This window comes from Bordetella ansorpii (assembly GCF_900078705.1).
Lineage (GTDB): Bacteria > Pseudomonadota > Gammaproteobacteria > Burkholderiales > Burkholderiaceae_B > Bordetella > Bordetella ansorpii_A.
In genome coordinates this window covers 13743-32707 of the sequence record NZ_FKIF01000009.1, presented here as the reverse complement: position 1 = coordinate 32707, position 18965 = coordinate 13743, and the positions used below count along the sequence as shown (strand labels likewise).

The 18965-nt window shown below is 63.6% G+C and carries 22 protein-coding genes; 17 read left to right on the top strand and 5 right to left on the bottom strand.

Going from position 1 to position 18965, the window contains the following annotated elements; translation table 11 throughout:
- Nucleotides 1–23: 23 nt before the first annotated feature.
- The 5 genes from A6745_RS22835 to A6745_RS22815 form a co-directional block, all read right to left on the bottom strand.
- Nucleotides 24–380 (bottom strand): phenol hydroxylase subunit P4, encoded by a 357-nt coding sequence (locus tag A6745_RS22835; protein ID WP_011516093.1) that lies wholly within the window; start codon nucleotides 378–380, stop codon nucleotides 24–26.
- Nucleotides 377–1936: an aromatic/alkene/methane monooxygenase hydroxylase/oxygenase subunit alpha gene (locus A6745_RS22830; protein ID WP_011516094.1), complete on the bottom strand. Its 1560-nt coding sequence runs from the start codon at nucleotides 1934–1936 to the stop codon at nucleotides 377–379. Before A6745_RS22830 ends, A6745_RS22835 begins: the two co-directional genes overlap by 4 nt.
- A gap of 22 nt (nucleotides 1937–1958) precedes the next feature.
- Entirely contained in the window at nucleotides 1959–2228 is a 270-nt protein-coding gene (locus A6745_RS22825; protein WP_011516095.1) for an MmoB/DmpM family protein, read from the bottom strand.
- Nucleotides 2229–2267: 39 nt separating this feature from the next.
- Nucleotides 2268–3263 (bottom strand): aromatic/alkene monooxygenase hydroxylase subunit beta, encoded by a 996-nt coding sequence (locus A6745_RS22820; protein WP_011516096.1) that lies wholly within the window; start codon nucleotides 3261–3263, stop codon nucleotides 2268–2270.
- An 87-nt stretch (nucleotides 3264–3350) separates the two neighbouring features.
- Complete coding sequence (locus A6745_RS22815; RefSeq protein WP_011516097.1) at nucleotides 3351–3575, bottom strand: phenol hydroxylase subunit; 225 nt, start codon at nucleotides 3573–3575, stop codon at nucleotides 3351–3353.
- Between the two features lie 534 nt (nucleotides 3576–4109).
- Here A6745_RS22815 and A6745_RS22810 point away from each other — a divergent pair.
- From A6745_RS22810 to trbG, 17 genes are all read left to right on the top strand, one after another.
- Entirely contained in the window at nucleotides 4110–4451 is a 342-nt protein-coding gene (locus tag A6745_RS22810) for a hypothetical protein (protein WP_035822233.1), read from the top strand.
- A 10-nt stretch (nucleotides 4452–4461) separates the two neighbouring features.
- Entirely contained in the window at nucleotides 4462–5208 is a 747-nt protein-coding gene (phbB, locus tag A6745_RS22805; RefSeq protein ID WP_011516098.1) for an acetoacetyl-CoA reductase, read from the top strand.
- A gap of 59 nt (nucleotides 5209–5267) precedes the next feature.
- Complete coding sequence (locus A6745_RS22800) at nucleotides 5268–5732, top strand: universal stress protein (RefSeq protein ID WP_011516099.1); 465 nt, start codon at nucleotides 5268–5270, stop codon at nucleotides 5730–5732.
- 212 nt (nucleotides 5733–5944) lie between these two features.
- The gene (locus tag A6745_RS22795; RefSeq protein WP_021159342.1) at nucleotides 5945–6697 is read left to right on the top strand and encodes an SDR family NAD(P)-dependent oxidoreductase; all 753 of its coding nucleotides are present in this window, start codon (nucleotides 5945–5947) and stop codon (nucleotides 6695–6697) included.
- Nucleotides 6698–6711: 14 nt separating this feature from the next.
- Nucleotides 6712–7656, top strand: coding sequence for a LysR family transcriptional regulator (locus A6745_RS22790; RefSeq protein ID WP_021159343.1), 945 nt, complete (start codon nucleotides 6712–6714; stop codon nucleotides 7654–7656).
- Nucleotides 7653–7931, top strand: a complete 279-nt coding sequence (locus A6745_RS22785) for an EexN family lipoprotein (protein ID WP_011516102.1) — start codon at nucleotides 7653–7655, stop codon at nucleotides 7929–7931. Before A6745_RS22790 ends, A6745_RS22785 begins: the two co-directional genes overlap by 4 nt.
- A 236-nt stretch (nucleotides 7932–8167) precedes the next feature.
- A complete protein-coding gene (locus tag A6745_RS22780) occupies nucleotides 8168–10171 on the top strand; it encodes a conjugal transfer protein TraG (protein ID WP_021159345.1) in 2004 nt (667 codons plus the stop codon).
- Nucleotides 10168–10632, top strand: coding sequence for a ribbon-helix-helix protein, CopG family (locus A6745_RS22775; protein WP_021159346.1), 465 nt, complete (start codon nucleotides 10168–10170; stop codon nucleotides 10630–10632). Before A6745_RS22780 ends, A6745_RS22775 begins: the two co-directional genes overlap by 4 nt.
- Nucleotides 10629–11681 carry a P-type conjugative transfer ATPase TrbB gene (trbB, locus tag A6745_RS22770; protein WP_066132405.1) on the top strand — a complete coding sequence of 351 codons (1053 nt, stop codon included), beginning with the start codon at nucleotides 10629–10631 and terminating at the stop codon, nucleotides 11679–11681. Before A6745_RS22775 ends, trbB begins: the two co-directional genes overlap by 4 nt.
- Nucleotides 11678–12061, top strand: a complete 384-nt coding sequence (locus tag A6745_RS22765) for a TrbC/VirB2 family protein (RefSeq protein WP_011516107.1) — start codon at nucleotides 11678–11680, stop codon at nucleotides 12059–12061. Before trbB ends, A6745_RS22765 begins: the two co-directional genes overlap by 4 nt.
- Nucleotides 12058–12330: a VirB3 family type IV secretion system protein gene (locus A6745_RS22760; protein WP_003138984.1), complete on the top strand. Its 273-nt coding sequence runs from the start codon at nucleotides 12058–12060 to the stop codon at nucleotides 12328–12330. The genes A6745_RS22765 and A6745_RS22760 overlap by 4 nt, the downstream gene beginning before the upstream one ends.
- Before the next feature lie 12 nt (nucleotides 12331–12342).
- Nucleotides 12343–14802, top strand: coding sequence for a conjugal transfer protein TrbE (gene trbE / locus A6745_RS22755; RefSeq protein ID WP_011516108.1), 2460 nt, complete (start codon nucleotides 12343–12345; stop codon nucleotides 14800–14802).
- Nucleotides 14799–15536: a P-type conjugative transfer protein TrbJ gene (trbJ, locus tag A6745_RS22750; RefSeq protein ID WP_011516109.1), complete on the top strand. Its 738-nt coding sequence runs from the start codon at nucleotides 14799–14801 to the stop codon at nucleotides 15534–15536. The genes trbE and trbJ overlap by 4 nt, the downstream gene beginning before the upstream one ends.
- A gap of 12 nt (nucleotides 15537–15548) precedes the next feature.
- Nucleotides 15549–15869, top strand: a complete 321-nt coding sequence (locus tag A6745_RS22745) for a hypothetical protein (protein ID WP_011516110.1) — start codon at nucleotides 15549–15551, stop codon at nucleotides 15867–15869.
- Nucleotides 15866–17245, top strand: coding sequence for a P-type conjugative transfer protein TrbL (gene trbL, locus A6745_RS22740; RefSeq protein ID WP_011516111.1), 1380 nt, complete (start codon nucleotides 15866–15868; stop codon nucleotides 17243–17245). The genes A6745_RS22745 and trbL overlap by 4 nt, the downstream gene beginning before the upstream one ends.
- A gap of 24 nt (nucleotides 17246–17269) precedes the next feature.
- Nucleotides 17270–17974, top strand: a complete 705-nt coding sequence (gene trbF, locus A6745_RS22735; protein WP_011516112.1) for a conjugal transfer protein TrbF — start codon at nucleotides 17270–17272, stop codon at nucleotides 17972–17974.
- Nucleotides 17971–18963: a P-type conjugative transfer protein TrbG gene (gene trbG / locus A6745_RS22730; RefSeq protein ID WP_011516113.1), complete on the top strand. Its 993-nt coding sequence runs from the start codon at nucleotides 17971–17973 to the stop codon at nucleotides 18961–18963. Before trbF ends, trbG begins: the two co-directional genes overlap by 4 nt.
- Nucleotides 18964–18965: the final 2 nt, after the last annotated feature.

Genomic DNA, 18965 nt, shown 5'->3' with positions numbered 1-18965 from the left:
GATTGCGCTGCCATGACGCAATCTCAATTGCAGGAACCGCTCAGACCGTTCAAGCCAGGCGTGCGAAAGCGGATCACGTCTTTGTGCGTCAGACCGTTTTCAGCCAGCGACTTCGCTGGGTCGGGATGCCACGGCTGGCCGGACTTAAACCACTGCACCTGGCTCCAGTCGATTTTTGAGAAATCGGGGTGATAGCCATAAGTGCCGGGCAACACCTGGGTGCACAGCGCACCGAACAACGTGTCCGACGGCAGGGGCAAGGCAACAGGTGCCGCAAACAACAGATGGTCTTCCCAGCCGATAAACAGCAACGGCGCCGGAAAGTTTTCGCGCGCGTCTCGTGCCGGGAACTTGTAGGGTTTGAGGGCAACAACGCTCATTTGGCTTCTCCTTGCAAGACCTCTCCACGCCAGGCAGCAAAGTTCTTTTGGTCTTCCGACCCCTCGAAATCGAAGTTGTCCCGGCCTACATTCAGGTTGTAGTAGTCGAGCAAGGCCATCAAGGGATCGAAACCTTCCTTGGTCGGATCGGCATCCGGCTTGAAACAGTTTCCTTGATACACTTGCTGCGGCGGAAGCCATGACTGCACGAACTTCTCGGGTTCGTTGTCAAAAATCTCCTTGCAGTGGTCGCTGCAGAAGTGATACTTGTCGCCGAGGTAGTCCGACTCGCGATAGCAGATCTTGGTTGCGTCGCCAGGCTCGGTGAATATCATCGGAATCTGGCAGGTAGTGCAGAGCATCGGCAGCGTCTTGTTGTAGAAACGGTTGCCCTTGGCGGCCTGCTCGCGCCAGTAGTCCCAACGCGGACGGTAATACTTGTCGAACGTCTCGGGGTACTTCTCCGACAGCCACCCCATTTCTTCTTCTGTGGGAACCCAGGTGTGGATGGGGGCCGCGGCGTTATAGTTATAGAACACGGCGAAGGTCTGATGGCTGATGTGGTCCTTGCCTTCGCAAGCCTGGTCCCAGCCCTTGGGCTTGCGGATGCCGTAACGCGCCAGATCCTTGAACAGCGCGCCGCCGTTCTGCTCGACGTACATCTCCCAGCTCTCGCGCCAGCTCATCACCCGGTTGGGCAGCATGTAGTCCTGCATCATGGCCACGATGCTCAACAGCCGATAGCCGCGCCAGAACCACTTGTCGATCCAGCGCTGCACGATGGGCACGTTGTCCGGATCCTGTTCCAGCATGAACTTGATGCATTCGATGCCGAGTGTCATGTGGCGCGATTCGTCACTTTGCGCCGAAAAACCGAAGGTGACCGTCGACATGTCCCCGTTGTAAGCAGCACCCGACATGAAGGGGACAAACAGCAGGTTGGTCAACACATATTCGAACGAAAAGCTCACCGCGGTAAGAAACTCGAACGGTCCACCGGTGGCCGCGTCTTCAAAAAATGACTTGGGCACCGACAAATACCAGACCCGGTCGTACCAATGGATGGAGTTGTGCAGGCCGTTAAAATACTTGTTGTAGTGCGAGAGAGCATGCATTTCGGTCTGGAAGTGACGCAGCTCGTCGATGGACTGCATCTGGCAAGCAACACGCGCCCCTTCACCCGTAAAATGCCGACCAACGTGGGCAAAACCTCGGTGTGCCATATACTCCAGCGGTGTCACACCCTGGATAAACACCTTGAGTGCGTTGACATAGCGCGCGTCGGAAATGCTCAACTGCCCGTTGTTCTGCGCGAAAGCGTCGATGACGGCGTAAAGCTTTTTTTCCTTCTCGCCCTGATATTTCCAGTAGGCGTCCATGGTCAGGCGGAAGGGGTCTTCCCATTTATCCCAATCGTGGATCTTTATGCTTTCGTACTTGTCGTACGGAAACACTTTTTCCATCGGCTGGTAGCTGGTCTGCCAGCCAAGACCGCGGGTCATCGCTGCGTAGCGATCCTTTAAACCGAGTTTCTTCTTCTGCACAGAAGTGTCCATTTCAATTTCCTCTTTGCCGTGTTCAGTGTTTCCAGCTCAGCGTGAACTGTTCGTCATCCTCGTCGATATATCCGGACAAGGTGATTAGGTTGATGTGGATTTGCTGGAGATCGAACTTCATGCCGATCCTGTCTTCGATGCTTCGACGGTTTATTGTGAGATGCCCGGGCGCATCGATCTTCACCATGCCAGGCGACTCTGTGGCGACCGCATTAGGGTTATCAGCGAGAATCGCCTCCACCACCGATCGAGACTCCTCGTTAGCCTGAAACGCGATAAATACGTTAGACATGAACATTCCTCTATGACGGTCAGGAATATAAATTAGCGGTTACAGAACAATCCCGGCCTTCGCAACGCGGGCACGAAGTCGCTGCCTTACTTCTTCCAAGGCGTCGTGGCCGTTTTCCGCCAAAGCCATTTCAGCGACAGGCAACAACGCTGACGCCGCCTGATCTTCCCAGGTACGCAACCAGTGAATGAGCAGCGCTTTGTTATCCTCCGATTCCGTCGCCATGGTCTTCACTACCGCATCGACCCAGCGACTGGATTCGTCATGCCACGCGGGCATGAAAGTGGTTAGCATTGCCACTGCGCTACCACCGTTGAGTGCGATGTAATCGTCGACGAAAGCGCCGTAGATCATGGGATAAAGAAGACCGTCGAGCGCCAGATTTTGGGCGACGAACAGTTCCACCGGGTCTTGCAGCACCAGAGTGTTTTCCACATAACGACGCAACGGTTGCCAATCGGGACTCGTCATCCAGGCTTGCTTGGCTTCGTCAAGAAGATCGGGCCCGGACATTACCAGCGCCAGTCGTGTGAGATACTGCGCTACACCCAGATTGTCCATTGCGTGGAACATAGCCGGCGCAGTGAAGGTCGTGCCATAACCCAAGGCACAGATCTGGGAGTTGTTCATGTTCGCGCCCCAGGCCGCGTGGCGCAAAGGCACGAGAACGGAAAGCGCCTGTTGTCGAACCTCATCGGAAACGAGATCGATCATGCCGCGCGACTCGACAAACTCGAAGTTGGATTCCATCGCGTCTTGCTGCCGCGCTCGGGTCATCGTCCACGACGCGTAGTAGAACTGACGCGGGTCTTTCAGCGCATACCAGTCCTTCATTTGGATCGCGGTGCGCGACGTGTCGAACAGTTCATGCTCGGGATCCCACGTGGGCCGGTAATGAAAATTCGCTGCCGGTTGAGCACCTACAGTGCCTTCCTGATAGCGCGAAGCGGCTTTATCGGCTCCGATGTATTGAGCCACGTGCGTGTAGGTGTGACGCAGTGGTTTGATTTCCCGCGTCTTCAAATCGATGGTCATTAACTGCTCCTGTGGTTGTGAACCGGGATGGGATGCGATCAGACTAGGCGCGCTTCATCAGGCTGCTCGGCGCTGCTCACAAGAAAATCAATGCCGCACAATCTCGCCGAAGGCATCCAATCGCGTCACCTTCTGCGCGAGGCAAAATTCTTCGAACGCAGCAATAGGCAGCATGAGCTCGACACAGAGCTCGGGGGTGCCGACTGAAAATTCGAACTGGACGAATCCCTGTGTGTTGATGGCGGTAACGCTGACAAACCTGAGGTTCGGATCGAACCTGGGTTCCGCCTCAAGGGCTGCTTGCTTGTGCATCGCCTGTGTCTCCGATTCTGTGTTTTGATATCTCAAAGCAAGTCGCGTGCCATCGGCAGAAATGAGCCTTTATTGCTGCTTTGCAGCAATGCATTTACAGGTGAGCTGCTGCGGGATCGTCATCTGTCGCAATTCGGCCCAAGCATCCTGCGTTAAACGGCCAGATGCTTCCTGCGTTTGGGCGCCGCCTTCTGCCAGGCACAAACCGAAGGACGCAGGTCAGCACAACCGTCACACAGAATCGATACAACACAGGGTATCTACGGAGGTGCCAGCGAACGAGGTCAAGCTCATTGTGCAATCGCACATCGAAAAATCTCTGGGGTGCTGTCATAAAATTCGCGAACTAGGAAAGGGGCGCAGGTCGCTTAGATCAGAAATTTCTGAAATGCACACCCCAGCAAGGCTCTGTCAATTTGATGGCGAGGCAGCGGTAGAATGAAGTGGTGAAGAAAACGAAATCGCTTTATCACGGTCACCGTTTCCCTGCCGTCGTCATCAAATTGACAGAGCCCCTGTCGGTTCTGTTAAGCCATGCAACAGCTCAGCGCTGGCGGCGTGCTGGAGACCACCTCGCGCATCCAGGGCCTCCAACAGGCAGCCGACTGGCAGGCGCTCGCGACCTTGCCGTCCGAGGTGTTCTGGCGCCTGTGCCAAGGCCGCATGGGCGATGCCCAAGCGGTCGGGCAAGTAGCAGCCCAAAGCCAGGCGGCCTTTGCCAATGGTCTGCGCCAAGCGCTCACGACTTGGCAGGAATCTGTCTCCGAGGCATTCGGCGCCAGTGGCGACGCAGCCTCTTTCACGCAGCTTTGCCAGCGCTTGGCGCAGCCCTGGACCGCCCCAAGCGCCGTACCCCAGGGCAAGACCAAGAAATGAGGGGACGGCAATGAATACGACGCAACGGACGGCGCTCGTGACGGGAGGCAACCGGGGGTTGGGCGCTGCGATCGCCCGTGCCCTGCACGATGCCGGCCACCGCGTGATCGTCACGCATACCCCCGGCAACACCACGATTGGCCAGTGGCAGCAAGCGCAAGCGACACAGGGCTACTCATTTGCCGCCTACGGGGTGGATGTATCGGACTACGAATCAACGCAGGAACTGGCGCGGCGCATCCACGCCGACGGTCATCGGATCGACATCCTGGTGAACAACGCCGGCATCACCCGCGATGCAACGCTGCGCAAGCTCGACAAGGCCGGTTGGGATGCCGTACTGCGCACCAACCTGGACTCCATGTTCAACGTCACCAAGCCGTTCATCGACCCGATGGCCGAGCGCGGCTGGGGCCGCATCGTCAACATCTCTTCGATCAACGGCAGCAAGGGCCAGTTCGGGCAGACCAATTATTCGGCGGCCAAGGCCGGGGTACATGGATTCACCAAGGCGCTCGCACAGGAGGTGGCGCGCAAGGGCGTGACGGTCAACACCGTCTCGCCGGGCTATCTGGCCACCGAGATGGTGATGGCGGTGCGAGAGGACATGCGCCAGAAGATCATCGATGCGATTCCGGTTGGCCGTCTCGGCCAGCCGGCCGAGATTGCAGCTCTTGTCGCCTTCATCGCCAGCGAAGCCGCCGCCTTCATGACCGGCAGCAACGTGGCGATGAACGGCGGTCAGCACATGTCTTGAGCCCACTGCGCGAGCGGCTGACTTCCGACGCGGCAATCCGCAGCTCTTGGAGGAGTTCCATGTATTCACGATTTCTGGTGCCGCTTGATGGCAGTCCCACATCCCTTCTGGCCCTCGATCATGCGGCGGACATGGCACGCCTGAACGGCGCCACCGTGGTCCTGCTGCATGTCATCGAGCCGACCCGGCACAGCACGGGTTTCGAGCGCCCCAAGGTCTACATCGAGGACGTCCGCCCTCACTTCCTGGCAGCCGGGCATGCCTTGTTGGACGAGGCCGCAAACCGGCTGCGTCAGGACGGAATTGCAACAGAGACAGTACTGCTTGAAAGCACTGCAGAGCGGGTATCAGAGCAAATTGCCCGGCAGGCCAAGGAGAACGATTGCGACCTGGTCATCCTGGGCACCCATGGACGCCGTGGGGTGGACCGGCTGCTGCTGGGAAGCGATGCGGAACAGGTGGCGCGTATCGCACCTGTTCCCGTGATGCTGGTGCGCCAGTCGCGCAGAAAAGAGATCACATGAATCAACAGCCCGTGGAGGCGCTCGCGCAGGTGCTCAAAGCGGTGTCGAGCGCCTCGTCGCCCATTTCAAAACCATGGCGCCGGTACGCACTGCGGCGGCGCATCTTTGCGACGCGCTCTGGCGTGCTGTGCCATCGCACTCGTGCTAGTTGAGCGCGGAGAGTCACCGTCCGAACTATGAATCAATCAAATCCCGAAGGAGGACGATTCACTATGAAATACATCTTCAAAGGTGACAGCGCGCTGGTCAGTGGCGCCGGCTCGGGTATCGGCGAGGCAACGGCACACCTGCTCGCCATAAATGGTGTGCAGGTGGTTGCCTCCGACATCGACTTCGAGGCCGCCCGACGTGTGACACAGGCCATCATCGCCGCCGGCGGCCGCGCCGTGGCACACGAGGGCAATGCGGCCAAACCCGAGGACGCCGGTGCGGCGGTGCAGTGCGCACTCAAGCATTTCGGTTCTCTGCACCTGGCTTTCAACAACGCTGGCATTGCCGGAGAACTCAAGCCTGCAGGCGAACTGGCGGCCGAGGAATGGCAACGTGTCATCGATACCAACCTCTCGGGTGTGCAGCATGCCATGCGCGCGCAGATCCCGGCCATCCTGGCCGCCGGCGGCGGCGCCATCGTCAACATGTCGTCGGTCCTGGGATTAGTCGGCAGCGCGGACGCACCGGCCTACGTCGCGGCCAAGCACGGGGTGACAGGTCTCACGCGCTCGGCGGCGTTGGCCTATTCGGCACAGGGCGTCCGCATCAACTCGCTCCATCCGGGCTATATCGAAACTCCGCTGCTCAAGGCGCTCGACGAGGCCACACTGGCAGCGCTGAAGGGGCTGCACGCCATCGGGCGCCTGGGCCGGCCCGAGGAGATCGCCCACGCAGCTTGCTTCCTGCTGTCCGAAGGTGCCAGCTTCATGTGCGGCAGCGCCATGGTGGTAGATGGCGGTTATACGGCGGCTTGAATAGGAAGGGCACAGTGGAGTTGCGCCACCTTCGATGCTTCATCGCTGTCGCGGAAGAACTCCACTTCGCGCGCGCCGCCGAGCGGCTACATATCGAGCAGTCGCCATTGTCGCGGGCCATCAAGGAATTGGAGGAGGACTTGGGTGTGCAATTATTCGAACGCACCACCCGCAGTACCCGCCTCACCCGCGCGGGCCAGCTCTTCCTGGAACACGTGCCACGCATCTTTACTGCCTTGCAGCAGGCGCGTGACAGCGTGAAAGCGGTCGCCAATGGTTTCCACGGGCAATTGCGTGTGGCCTTGTCGGATGGCATCACGCCTTCGCGCTTACCGGCCTTGCTGGCGCTATGCCGACAAGAGGAGCCCGAGGTCGAAATTCGCTTCTTCGAGGTGCCGCTGTCGCAGCAGATCAAAGGGCTGCATGATGACCTGTACGACGTGGGATTTGCCCAATCCGATGAAGTGGGCGACGGCATCGTCGCTTTGCCCGCCTGGAGCGATGCGTTGATGGTGGCGGTGCCCGCCCGGCATCCGCTGCTGATCCACAAGCGCATCCCCTTGGATGAGTTACTGCGCTACCCATTGGTACTGTGCGATCCGCAAGTCTGTGAAGGCCTCGCGAAGCATGTTGAGCGGGTGCTTCGCCGAGTGGACATGGAGCCGCTGGTCGCGGAGCGAGTTGCCACAAGCGATTTGATGATGGCGTTGGTGTCAGCGGGCTTCGCACTTGGGTTGGCGGGTGCAGCTCACATTGCCGCCAGTCGTGAATCAGGTGTGGTGGCACGACCTTTGGCGTCACGCGTGCCACCGCTGACGACCTATTTGCTTCGTCTTGACAGTGATCCGTCCGATGAACTGGCGCGGTTCATTGAGCGCGTAAAGGCCATCGATCTGCCAGAAACTCCCAGACCCGCACGAGGCCGCAATCCCGATCACCCGGAGGAACTGATGCCATGAAGAAGATCATTCCGTTCTTGCTGGTGGCTGCCTTGACCGCCTGCGGTCAGTCCGAGACACCTCTGAACGCCACCAATTCAAAGGCAAGGATTCCGACAGTAGAAGAACTGGCGGCTAACCCAGAGCACCTCAAAGAACTGCGTCTGCAATGCAAGACCGACCGCCCCAAGTTGGGCGATACGATATGCGATCGGGTCGCCGAAGCCACGCGCAAACGGTTCTATGGCGACCGTGATACTCCGTACACGCCACCGAAACAATCGCCCAAGTTCTGATCGTCGGTGACGCGCCGCATCGGCTTCATATTCTTGTCCGACACGCCGCGATGCGCCTTCGCTTGCGGCGCTTTTCTTCGGCTCGCCGTCACACTAATTCTTTCTTTTTGCTCGACCATTCTGCTGAAAACGGTCTTTGACCGGCACTGACCCGGCACCGATCCTGACGCATGCGGCACGTTCCTGTGCCGCGATTTCCATGAGGAATCAGCGCAGGAGAAATCGGAGGCCAGGTCATGCAAGGGACGAACGTGCTGTTCGGTCAGATCGCCGTGGTGTTCGGCATCGTGATCGCCGGCGTGTGGGGCGCCACACAATGGACAGCAGCGGCCCTTGGCTATCAAGTACGCCTTGGCTCTCCCTGGTTCGATCTTCTTGGCACGCCGATCTACCACCCGTGGAAGCTGTTTGAGTGGTGGTTCTTCTTCGGCGCCTATGCGCCGGAAGTATTCGACACCGGCGGCGCCATCGCCGGCGCCAGTGGCATGGTCGCCGTGGGCGTTGCCATCGCCATGTCGGTCTGGCGCTCGCGCCAAGCTCGCCTCGTCACCACCTACGGCTCGGCGCGTTGGGCTAACGCGCAGGACATTCGCATGGCGGGCCTCACGCATCCAGCCGGCGTCTTCCTCGGCCAGCACGACCGCCAGTACCTGCGGCATGAAGGCCCGGAACACGTCCTGACCTTCGCGCCTACGCGCTCGGGCAAGGGCGTCGGCCTCGTGGTGCCGACGCTGCTGTCCTGGCCTGCATCCGCCGTCATCCACGACATCAAAGGCGAGAACTGGCAGATCACTGCGGGCTGGCGCTCGCGCTTCTCGCATTGCCTGCTGTTCAACCCGACCGATGCGAAGTCGGCGGCCTACAACCCGCTGCTGGAGGTGCGGCGCGGCGCGCATGAGGTGCGCGATGTGCAGAACATCGCGGACATTCTGGTTGATCCCGAAGGTGCGCTGGAGAAGCGCAACCATTGGGAGAAGACCAGCCACGCGCTGCTGGTCGGGGCCATCTTGCATGTCCTCTACGCGGGCGAAGACAAGACGCTGCGCGGCGTCGCCAACTTCCTCTCCGATCCGGCCAGCCCGTTCGAGCTGACCTTGCATCGGATGATGACCACGCCGCACCTCGGCGATGGGCCGCATCCGGTCGTCGCATCGGCGGCGCGCGAAGTGCTCAACAAGTCGGACAACGAGCGTTCCGGCGTGTTGAGCACTGCCATGTCGTTCCTCGGCCTGTACCGCGATCCCACGGTGGCCGAAGTCACCTCGCGTTGCGACTGGCGCATCGCCGATCTGATCGCGGCCGAGCATCCGGTATCGCTATATCTGGTGGTGCCGCCTTCGGACATTTCGCGGACAAAGCCGCTCATCCGCCTGATCCTCAACCAGATCGGCCGGCGCCTCACCGAGTCGCTCGATGGCTCCGACGGCATCGCACGCCGCCACAAGCTGCTGCTGATGCTCGATGAGTTCCCAGCGCTGGGGCGTCTGGACTTCTTCGAGACGGCCCTAGCCTTCATGGCGGGCTATGGCATCCGCAGCTTCCTCATCGCGCAGTCGCTCAACCAGATCGACAAAGCCTACGGCCAGAACCATTCGATTCTGGACAACTGCCATGTGCGCGTGACGTTTGCGACGAATGACGAGCGCACCGCCAAGCGCATTTCCGAGACGTTGGGCACTGCGACCGAACTGCGCGCCCAGCGCAATTACGCAGGCCACCGGCTGGCTCCGTGGCTGGGCCACCTCATGGTGTCGCGTCAGGAAACCGCGCGCCCGCTGCTGACGCCCGGCGAAGTCATGCAGCTTCCGCCTGACGTGGCGGTGGTGATGGTGTCGAGCGTGGCGCCGATCAAGGCGAAGAAGCTGCGCTACTACGCGGACGCCAATTTCAAGCGGCGCGTGCTGCCGCCTCCTGTGCTGGCGGACGGCCGATACGCCGACGCGCCGCCGGTGCGCCCGGACGACTGGAGCGGCCTGGCGATTCCTGCTGTACCCGCCGCGCCTGCGGCCGATGCCGCCGAAGGCTTCGGCGCTTCGACCGACGACGGTGGCCCACGCCGTCAACCCGAACTCTCCGAAACCGTCGCCTACGCCCCCGAGCTGGCCGCGAGCACCGCCGACCTCGACCTGCTCGATGACGACGACGACCTGCCGCTTCCCCTTCCTCGCCAGCTTAATCCGGCCATGCAGCGCACGGCCCGGCTGGCTTCCCTCGACCCCAACGACGGAATCGAGCTATGAGCCACTACCGCCTGAATCTCTTTATCCAGCCGGAGCACGCCAAGCGCCTGGACGAGCTGGCCGCCAAGAAAGGCGTGTCCAAGTCGTCCATCGTCGCGGCGGCGCTCGCATCGTGGCTGTCGCCCGATGCCGCCGACCAGCGCGAGGCGGCCATCGCCAAGCGGCTTGATCGCCTGTCGCGTCAGGCCGAGCGCATGGAGCGCGACCAGAACATCGCCATCGAGACGCTGGCACTGTTCATCCGCTACTACCTGACCGTCAGCACGCCGGTGCCGGAGGCCCATCAGGAGGCGGCGCGCGCCCAGGGCAAGGCGCGCTTCGAGCAGTTCACCGAGCAGCTTGGCCGCAACCTGCTGCGGGGCCGCAGCCTGGTGCGCGACGTGGTGGAGGAACTGCATGCCGACCCGATGCAGATGGAGGACGCGGCGGCAGCCGCGCAAGCGCAGGAGCGTGCGTCATGAGCGCCGTTCCGCAGTCCATGAGTGCCACGTCGCTCGACCGCCGCATCCAGATGCTGCGCACGGCAATGGGGCCGCTGATCGCCGCTGCGCTCGAAGACCCCGACGTGGTGGAAATCATGCTCAACCCGGATCGCACCCTTTGGGTGGATCGCCTGTCGTCGGGCCGCGCGCCGATGGGCGTTGAGATGCCCGAGGCTGATGGCGAGCGAATCATCCGCCTGGTCGCGGCCCATGTCGGCGCGGAAGTCCATCGCGGCCAGCCGCTCTTGTCGGCGGAGCTGCCCGAGACGGGCGAACGCTTCGAGGGCATCTTGCCGCCTGCTGCACCGGGGCCGGCCTTCGCGCTGCGCAAGCGCGCCATCGGCGTGATTCCGCTGGAGCGGTACGTCATCGACGGGATGATGACCAGCGCCCAAGCGGGCTTTCTCGTTCGCGCCGTGCGCGAGCGTCAGAACGTGCTGATCGCCGGCGCTACCAGCAGCGGCAAGACGACCTTGGCCAATGCACTGCTGGCCGAGATCGCCGCCACCGGCGACCGCGTACTGGTGCTCGAAGACACGGTGGAACTGCAATGCGCGGCGCGCGACCACGTTCCACTGCGCACGCGCGCAGGCGTGGTGTCCATGACGGAACTGGTGCGCTCGTCCATGCGCCTGCGGCCGGATCGCGTCGTCGTCGGCGAGGTGCGCGGCGCCGAGGCGCTGGATCTCATCAAGGTGTGGGGCACGGGCCACCCCGGCGGCATCGCCACGATCCATGCCGGCTCCGCGCTGGGCGCGCTGCTGCGCCTGGAACAACTGATTCTCGAAGTGGCCGTGAATCCGCCCCGTGCGCTGATCGCCGAGGCGGTCAACGTGGTGATCCACATCGTCGGGCGCGGGCGCAAGCGCCGCATCGAGAGCATCGCCCGCGTCGTCGGCTTCGACGGCGTGGGCTACCAACTGGCGGACGCGCTGGAAACGTCGTTTCCCGAGCTACTGCCGATCCCCGATGCCGCATCCGCTGCGGCGACTTCCCCGTCCCCTGACCAACCTGGAGAACTGCCATGACGCAGATGACCATTTCTGCTTTCCGTGTTTCCGTAAATCCGGCTTTGCGCCTTGCACGGCTGCGTAGCCTGGCCCGCCCTGCTGGGCAAGGGCTGCTGCTGGCCGCGCTGCTGCTGTTCCTGGCCGGCACCGCGCAGGCCGCCGGTTCCTCGATGCCGTGGGAAGGCCCGCTGCAATCCATCCTCGAATCCATCCAGGGGCCGGTGGCGCGCATCGTCGCGGTCATCATCATCATCGCAACCGGCCTCGCGCTGGCCTTCGGCGACACGTCGGGTGGTTTCCGCAAGCTGATCCAGATCGTGTTCGGCCTGTCCATCGCGTTCGCGGCTTCGAGCTTCTTCCTGTCGTTCTTCAGCTTCTCCGGCGGGGCCGTCGTATGAGCGGCCCGGATACCTTCGCGGCTGGGTTCGAGGTGCCGCTGCATCGCTCGCTGACCGAGCCGATCCTGCTGGGCGGTGCGCCGCGCACCGTGGCAATCGCCAACGGCACGCTGGCCGCCGCCGTCGGGCTAGGCCTGCAACTGTGGATTCCTGGCGTCGTGCTCTGGATCGTCGGCCATTCGCTGGCGGTATGGGGCGCGCGCGTCGATCCGCAGTTCATGGCCGTGTTCGCCCGGCACATCAAGCACCGCCCGCTGCTGGACGTGTGAGGGGACGCCGCCATGCTGAACCTTGCCGAATACCGCCAGCGACCCGCATTGCTCGCCGACTGGCTGCCGTGGGCTGGATTGGTTGCGCCGGGCGTCGTCTTGAACAAGGACGGCAGTTTCCAGCGCACGGCCCGGTTTCGCGGGCCTGACCTCGACAGCGCGACGCAAGGCGAGTTGATCGCCACGTCGGCACGCCTGAACAACGCCCTGCGCCGCATGGGTTCGGGCTGGGCGCTGTTCATTGAAGCAGAGCGCCGACCCGCCGCCGACTATCCGCACTCGGAGTTTCCCGAGCCACTGTCGTGGCTGGTGGACGAGGAACGCCGCGCCACCTTCGAGGACTCGGGCAACCACTTCGAGAGCGGCTATCACCTGACGCTGGTGTACCTGCCGCCCGAGGAATCGCGCGCCCGTGCCGCCAAGATGCTCTACGAGAACACGCCGACGAATGGCGTGGACTGGCGCGAGCGCCTGCAAGCCTTCGTCGCGGAGACGGATCGCGTCTTTGACCTGCTCGATGGCGTGATGCCGGAAATCACCTGGCTCGATGACAGCCAGACGCTGACCTACCTACACGCCACCATCTCGACGCGGCGCTATCGCGTCGGCGTGCCCGAAGTGCCGTTCCACATCGACGCGCTGCTGACCGATTCCGCGCTGGTCGGTGGCCTGGCACCGATGCTGGGCGACCAGCACCTGCGCGTGGTGTCGGTGCGGGGCTTCCCGACCTCGACCTGGCCGGGGATTCTGGACGACCTCAACCGCCTCGGCTTTGCCTACCGCTGGAGCACGCGCTTCCTGTGCCTCGACAAAGCCGAGGCGGAACGGGAGTTGGGGCGCCTGCGCCGCCAGTGGTTCGCCAAGCGCAAGAACGTCATCGCGCTGCTGCGCGAAACGATCTTCCAGCAAGAAAGCCCGCTGGTGGATACCGACGCCAGCAACAAGGCGGCGGATGCAGACGCGGCCTTGCAGGAGCTGGGCAGCGATCAAGTCGCCTTCGGCTACCTCACCGCGACGGTGACGGTGCTCGATGCCGACCCGGCCGTGGCCGACGAGAAGCTGCGCATGGTTGAGCGCGTCATTCAGGGACGCGGCTTCATCACCATCCCGGAAACGCTCAACGCCGTGGATGCGTGGCTGTCGTCCATTCCGGGCAACGCCTACGCCAACGTGCGGCAGCCCATCGTCTCGACGCTGAACCTGGCTCACATGATGCCGGTGTCGGCGGTATGGGCCGGGCCGGAAAAGGACGAGCACCTGGACGGCCCGCCGCTGATCGTCACGCGCACCGATGGCGCCACGCCTTTTCGCTTGGTCACTCACATCGGCGACGTGGGCCACACGCTGGTCGCGGGGCCGACCGGCATGGGCAAGTCGGTTTTGCTCGCCACGCTGGCAATGCAGTTCCGCCGCTATCGCGGCTCGCGCATCTTCGCGTTCGACATGGGCCGCTCGATGCGCGCCACGGTTCTCGGGCTGGGCGGCGAGCACTACGACCTCGGGACGGACGGCGAAATCGCCTTCCAGCCCTTGGCACACATCGACCGCGAGGGCTACCGCACCTGGGCGGCCGAATGGATCGAAGGCCGCTTGCTGCATGAAGGCGTGGCGGTCGGTCCCGACGAGAAAGCGGCTATCTGGTCGGCGCTGGGAAGCCTCGCCGGTGCGCCGTTGGAGCAGCGCACGATGACGGGGCTTTCCGTGCTGCTGCAATCGAACACGCTGCGTCAGGCGCTGTCGCCCTATGTGCTCGGCGGTGCCCACGGCAAGCTGCTGGACGCCGACCATGACCGGCTAGGCATGGCCGACGTGCAGTGCTTCGAGATGGAGGAACTGATGCACAACAAGGCCGCCGTCATGGCCGTGCTGCATTACCTCTTTGCGCGCTTCGATGAACGCTTCGACGGTGCGCCCACGCTGCTGATCCTCGATGAAGCGTGGCTGTTCCTCGATGACCCGGTGTTTGCCGCGCGTATCCGGCAATGGCTCAAGACGCTCAGGAAAAAGAACGTCAGTGTCATCTTCGCCACGCAATCGCTGGCGGACATCAAGGATTCGAGCATCGCACCCGCGATCATCGAGAGCTGCGCAAGCCGCATCTTCCTGCCGAACCCGCAGGCGACCGAGCCGCAGATTCGTACGATCTACGAGGGCTTCGGCCTGAACTCACGGCAGATCGAAATCGTCGCCACCGCGCAGCCCAAGCGCGACTACTACTACCAATCCCGCTTCGGCAACCGCCTATTCGACCTCGACCTGGGGCCGGCGACGCTGGCCTTTGCGGGCGCTTCCACGCCGCAAGACCAGCGCGACATGGACCGCGTGCTGCTGGACGCCGGCACGCCCGGCTTCGCAGGCGGCTGGCTGCGCCATTGCGGCCTCGATTGGGCGGCCGATCTGCTGCCCTCGTTCCCCGGCCTCGCGCCGGGTTCCCTCCGTACCGCTGACCACCTATTGGAGAACCAGCTATGAAGATCCGTGCGCTTTCCATTTCTCTCGCCGCCGCGCTGTCGGTATCGCTGCTGGCCGTACAACCGGCATCTGCCATCACGGTGTTCGATCCGTCCAACTTCGTGCAGAACACGCTGACCGCGATTCGCACGCTGGAGCAGATCAACAACCAGATCCAGCAGCTTCAGAACGAAGCGCAGATGCTGATGAACCAGGCGCGCAACCTCGCCAGCCTGCCGTCCAGCGTGGTGAACCAGTTGCGCGCCAATCTGGCGACGACCGAGCGGCTGATCGCTCAGGCTCGCGGCTTGGCCTACGACGTGACGAACCTCGATCGGGAGTTCGCGCGCCTGTATCCCGAGCAGTACGCCGCCACCGTCAGCGGCGACCAGATGTACCGCGACGCGCAGGAGCGTTGGCGGAACACGCTCAACGGCTTGCAGACCACCATGCAGATGCAGGCGCAGGTGTCGCAGAACCTGGGCGAAGACGAAAGCGTGCTGGCCGACCTTGTGAGCAAGAGCCAGTCGGCCCACGGTGCATTGCAGGCCATGCAGGCCATGAATCAGTTGCTCGCCTTGCAGGCCAAGCAATCGATACAGGCGCAACGGCTCCAGATCACACAAGACCGGGCCGCCTCGCTGGAGCTGGCGCGACAGGCGGCGGCCACGGAACGTGCCCGCGAAGTGCGGCGGCGCTTCCTGGGCGAAGGCACGCCGTACACGCCGCAGACCGTGAACTTCTACCGCGACTGACGGGAGGCCGCCATGCGATGTGTCCTCGTCCTGTGTGCTGTGCTGCTGGCCGCTTGCAGCGAGCAGCCGGCCGACAATCTTGCCGATGCCTTGGCCGCCGATCCCGTGCGGCTCAAGGCATTGCGCGCGCAATGCGCGGCCGACCGACAGGCTACGGGCGAGGACGCCTGCCGCGCCGCTACCGAAGCCTTCCGGCGGCGCTTCTTTTCTGGCCAGGCCGGGCCTGATGAATACCTGACGCTGCCCGACCTGCCGCCGATCCCGCCGAGCTTCGAGGAATCGGCCGATGGCATGGCGCCGGCCGTTCCCGTCGAACCGGAGGACACGCCATGAATGACGTGACCATCATCGACCAGTTCCTCAACACCTTCGCCACCTACATCGACTCGGGTTTCGGACTGCTGCGGGGCGAAGTGGCGTTCCTCACGGCCACGCTGATCGTCATCGACATGACGATCGCCGGCCTGTATTGGGCCATGAGCCATGCCACCGGCCAGGGCGAGGACGTGATCGCCAAGCTGCTGCGCAAGGTGCTCTACGTCGGTGCCTTCGCCTATATCCTCAACAACTTCAACTGGCTGGCCAGCATCGTGTTCCGCTCGTTCGCCGGGTTGGGCATCACCGCCACCGGCTCGGCCATCACGATGGAGAACTTCCTCCAGCCGGGCCGGCTGGCCAAGACCGGCATCGACGCCGGGGCGCCAATTCTGGAACAGATCGGCGAGATGGCCGGGTTTCCCGAGGTGTTCGTGAACCTCGATCCCATCGTGGTGATGTTCCTCGCTTGGTTGGTCGTGGTCCTGTGCTTCTTCGTGCTGGCGATCCAGCTTTTCATCACGCTGATCGAGTTCAAGCTGACCACACTCGCGGGCTTCGTGTTGGTGCCGTTCGCGCTGTGGAACAAGACCAGCTTCCTCGCCGAGAAGGTGCTGGGCAACGTGGTGTCGTCCGGCGTCAAGGTACTGGTGCTGGCCGTGATCGTGGGCATCGGCTCGGGCCTGTTCGCGCAGTTTCAAGTCCATCCCGCCGAACCGTCCATCGACCACGCGCTGGTCATCATGCTGGCCTCGCTCACCTTGCTGGCGCTGGGGATCTTCGGCCCCGGCGTCGCCACGGGCCTCGTGTCCGGTGCGCCGCAGCTCGGCGCTGGCGCAATGGCCGGTGCTGCTGTCGGCGCTGCCGGCACGGCTGTCGCCATCGGCGCCGCCGCGACGGGCGTGGGTGGCGCCGTGGCTGCTGGCGCGCGCATGGCCCCGGCTGCCGCCAAGCTGGCCGGAAGCGGTGCGCGCGCCGCCACGACGGCGGCCGGCAGTGCGAAGTCGGCGTTCCAGGCCGGTTCCGCCGCCGCTGGCGGCGGCGCAAAGGGCGCGATGGCGGGCCTGGGCAACGTCGCCAAGACCGGCGCGCAGGCCGCCGGATACGCGGCTGCATCCCGTGCTTCCGCTGCCGGGCAGCGGATGGCCGCTCCGTTCCGTGCTGGCTGGAATGGCTCGATGGCCGACGCTGGCGCGTCAGCCGGCCAAGCCTCCGCAGGAGAAGCCCCCGCAGGCGACGCCGCTGCACAGAAGCCGGAACAACCCGCCTGGGCCAAGCGGCTGCATCGCCGCCAGCAACTCACCCACGCCGCGACCACCGCCGCGCACACGCTGCGCGGCGGTGACGGTGGCGGCTCGGGGCAAGGCCCGAGCCTGCGCGGCTCCGACGAGTAAAGCGATTCACAAGGAGAACTGACCATGCGATTCAGAAAACCGCAGGTGCGCTATGCCGACACGCCGCAGCCTGCCACGCCGTACCAAGCTGCCGGCCAGGTGTGGGACGACCGTATCGGCTCGCCGCGCGTGCAGGCGAAGAACTGGCGCCTGATGGCCTTCGGCTGTCTGACGCTCGCGCTGTTGATGGCCGGCGGCCTGGTGTGGCGCTCGGCGCAGTCCTTCGTGACGCCCTACGTCGTGGAGGTGGACAACGCGGGCCAGGTGCGCGCCGTGGGCGAAGCCGCCACGCCGTACCGGCCCAACGATGCACAGACGGCGCACCACATCGCGCGCTTCGTGACGCTGGTGCGCTCGCTGTCCATCGACCCCATCGTCGTCCGCCAGAACTGGCTGGACGCCTACGATTACACGACCGACAAGGGCGCGGCCGTGCTCAACGACTACGCGCGAGTCAACGACCCGTTCGCGCGCATCGGCAAGGAGTCGGTGACGGTGCAGATCACCAGCGTCGTGCGCGCCAGCGACACGTCTTTCAACGTGCGCTGGACGGAACGCCGCTACGTCAACGGCGCCGCGGCGGGCCTGGAGCGGTGGACGGCCGTGGTGTCCATCGTGCTCCAGCCGCCGCGCACCGAAGAACGCCTGCGCAAGAACCCCCTGGGCATCTACGTCAACGGCCTGTCGTGGAGCCGCGAACTGGATTCTTCCGAAGGAGCCAAGCCATGAATGATCTTTTCCGTAAATCCGCTTTGCCGGTGATCCTGCTTGCCCTCGTGGGCTGCGCCTCGCAGGGCAAGCCACCGCCGACCATCTCGCTCGATGAGCCGGTGCAGGCCCAGCCGCTGCCGGAGCCGCCCGCGCCGGTGGAGGTGGTGGCCGTGCCCGAGGTTCTACCGATGCCGGCGCAGTTGAAGCCGTTGCCCGAAGCTGAGGACGCCAAACCTGCGCCGGAGCCGGCTGACGAGAAGGTGCGCGTCTCGCGCGCCAATGCCGAGGCCCGCGTAGCCCCCACGCGCGAGGGCTACGTCAATGCGATTCAGGTTTGGCCCTTCACGGACGGGGCGCTCTATCAGGTCTATGCGGCCGTGGGCCGCGTGACCGTGGTTTCGCTCCAGCCGGGCGAGGAACTGGTGACGGTGGCCGCTGGCGATACCGTGCGCTGGATCGTGGGCGACACGTCCAGCGGCAGCGGTGCCGATCTGCGCGTGAACGTGCTGGTCAAGCCGATTCGCTCAGGCCTCAAGACCAATCTCGTCATCACCACCAGCCGCAGGACGTACCTGCTGGAGCTGGCTTCGACGGAAAAGACGTGGATGGCGTCGGTGTCCTGGGAGTACCCGCGCGACCGGATGCTGGCGCTACAGCGCCAAGCGCAGGCGGCCAATGCCGCCGCGCCGGTCGATGCCGGGCTGGCGCTAGAGAACCTGCGCTTCCGCTACGCAATCAGCGGCAGCAATCCGCCGTGGAAGCCGTTGCGCGCCTTCGACGACGGGCAGAAGGTCTATATCCAGTTCCCCGCTGGCATCGCGCAAGGCGAGCTGCCGCCGCTGTTCGTGATAGGGCCGGAAGGCGACGGGCAACTGGTGAACTACCGCTTCCGCTCGCCGTACTACATCGTGGATCGCCTCTTTGGCGCGGCAGAGCTGCGCCTGGGCGGCGACAAGGGCGCCATGGTGCGGATCGAGCGCACGGATGGCGTGGCACGGAGGAACTGACC

Coding starts and splice junctions, on each gene's coding strand:
- A6745_RS22810 (WP_035822233.1), top strand. CDS start 4,110: ATGCAACAGCTCAGCGCTGGCGGCGTGCTGGAGACCACCTCGCGCATC.
- trbG (WP_011516113.1), top strand. CDS start 17,971: ATGAATGATCTTTTCCGTAAATCCGCTTTGCCGGTGATCCTGCTTGCC.
- A6745_RS22820 (WP_011516096.1), bottom strand. CDS start 3,263: ATGACCATCGATTTGAAGACGCGGGAAATCAAACCACTGCGTCACACC.
- A6745_RS22835 (WP_011516093.1), bottom strand. CDS start 380: ATGAGCGTTGTTGCCCTCAAACCCTACAAGTTCCCGGCACGAGACGCG.
- A6745_RS22815 (WP_011516097.1), bottom strand. CDS start 3,575: ATGCACAAGCAAGCAGCCCTTGAGGCGGAACCCAGGTTCGATCCGAAC.
- trbB (WP_066132405.1), top strand. CDS start 10,629: ATGAGCGCCGTTCCGCAGTCCATGAGTGCCACGTCGCTCGACCGCCGC.
- A6745_RS22760 (WP_003138984.1), top strand. CDS start 12,058: ATGAGCGGCCCGGATACCTTCGCGGCTGGGTTCGAGGTGCCGCTGCAT.
- A6745_RS22830 (WP_011516094.1), bottom strand. CDS start 1,936: ATGGACACTTCTGTGCAGAAGAAGAAACTCGGTTTAAAGGATCGCTAC.
- A6745_RS22800 (WP_011516099.1), top strand. CDS start 5,268: ATGTATTCACGATTTCTGGTGCCGCTTGATGGCAGTCCCACATCCCTT.
- trbF (WP_011516112.1), top strand. CDS start 17,270: ATGCGATTCAGAAAACCGCAGGTGCGCTATGCCGACACGCCGCAGCCT.
- trbJ (WP_011516109.1), top strand. CDS start 14,799: ATGAAGATCCGTGCGCTTTCCATTTCTCTCGCCGCCGCGCTGTCGGTA.
- A6745_RS22745 (WP_011516110.1), top strand. CDS start 15,549: ATGCGATGTGTCCTCGTCCTGTGTGCTGTGCTGCTGGCCGCTTGCAGC.
- trbL (WP_011516111.1), top strand. CDS start 15,866: ATGAATGACGTGACCATCATCGACCAGTTCCTCAACACCTTCGCCACC.
- A6745_RS22780 (WP_021159345.1), top strand. CDS start 8,168: ATGCAAGGGACGAACGTGCTGTTCGGTCAGATCGCCGTGGTGTTCGGC.
- trbE (WP_011516108.1), top strand. CDS start 12,343: ATGCTGAACCTTGCCGAATACCGCCAGCGACCCGCATTGCTCGCCGAC.
- A6745_RS22795 (WP_021159342.1), top strand. CDS start 5,945: ATGAAATACATCTTCAAAGGTGACAGCGCGCTGGTCAGTGGCGCCGGC.
- phbB (WP_011516098.1), top strand. CDS start 4,462: ATGAATACGACGCAACGGACGGCGCTCGTGACGGGAGGCAACCGGGGG.
- A6745_RS22785 (WP_011516102.1), top strand. CDS start 7,653: ATGAAGAAGATCATTCCGTTCTTGCTGGTGGCTGCCTTGACCGCCTGC.
- A6745_RS22775 (WP_021159346.1), top strand. CDS start 10,168: ATGAGCCACTACCGCCTGAATCTCTTTATCCAGCCGGAGCACGCCAAG.
- A6745_RS22765 (WP_011516107.1), top strand. CDS start 11,678: ATGACGCAGATGACCATTTCTGCTTTCCGTGTTTCCGTAAATCCGGCT.
- A6745_RS22825 (WP_011516095.1), bottom strand. CDS start 2,228: ATGTCTAACGTATTTATCGCGTTTCAGGCTAACGAGGAGTCTCGATCG.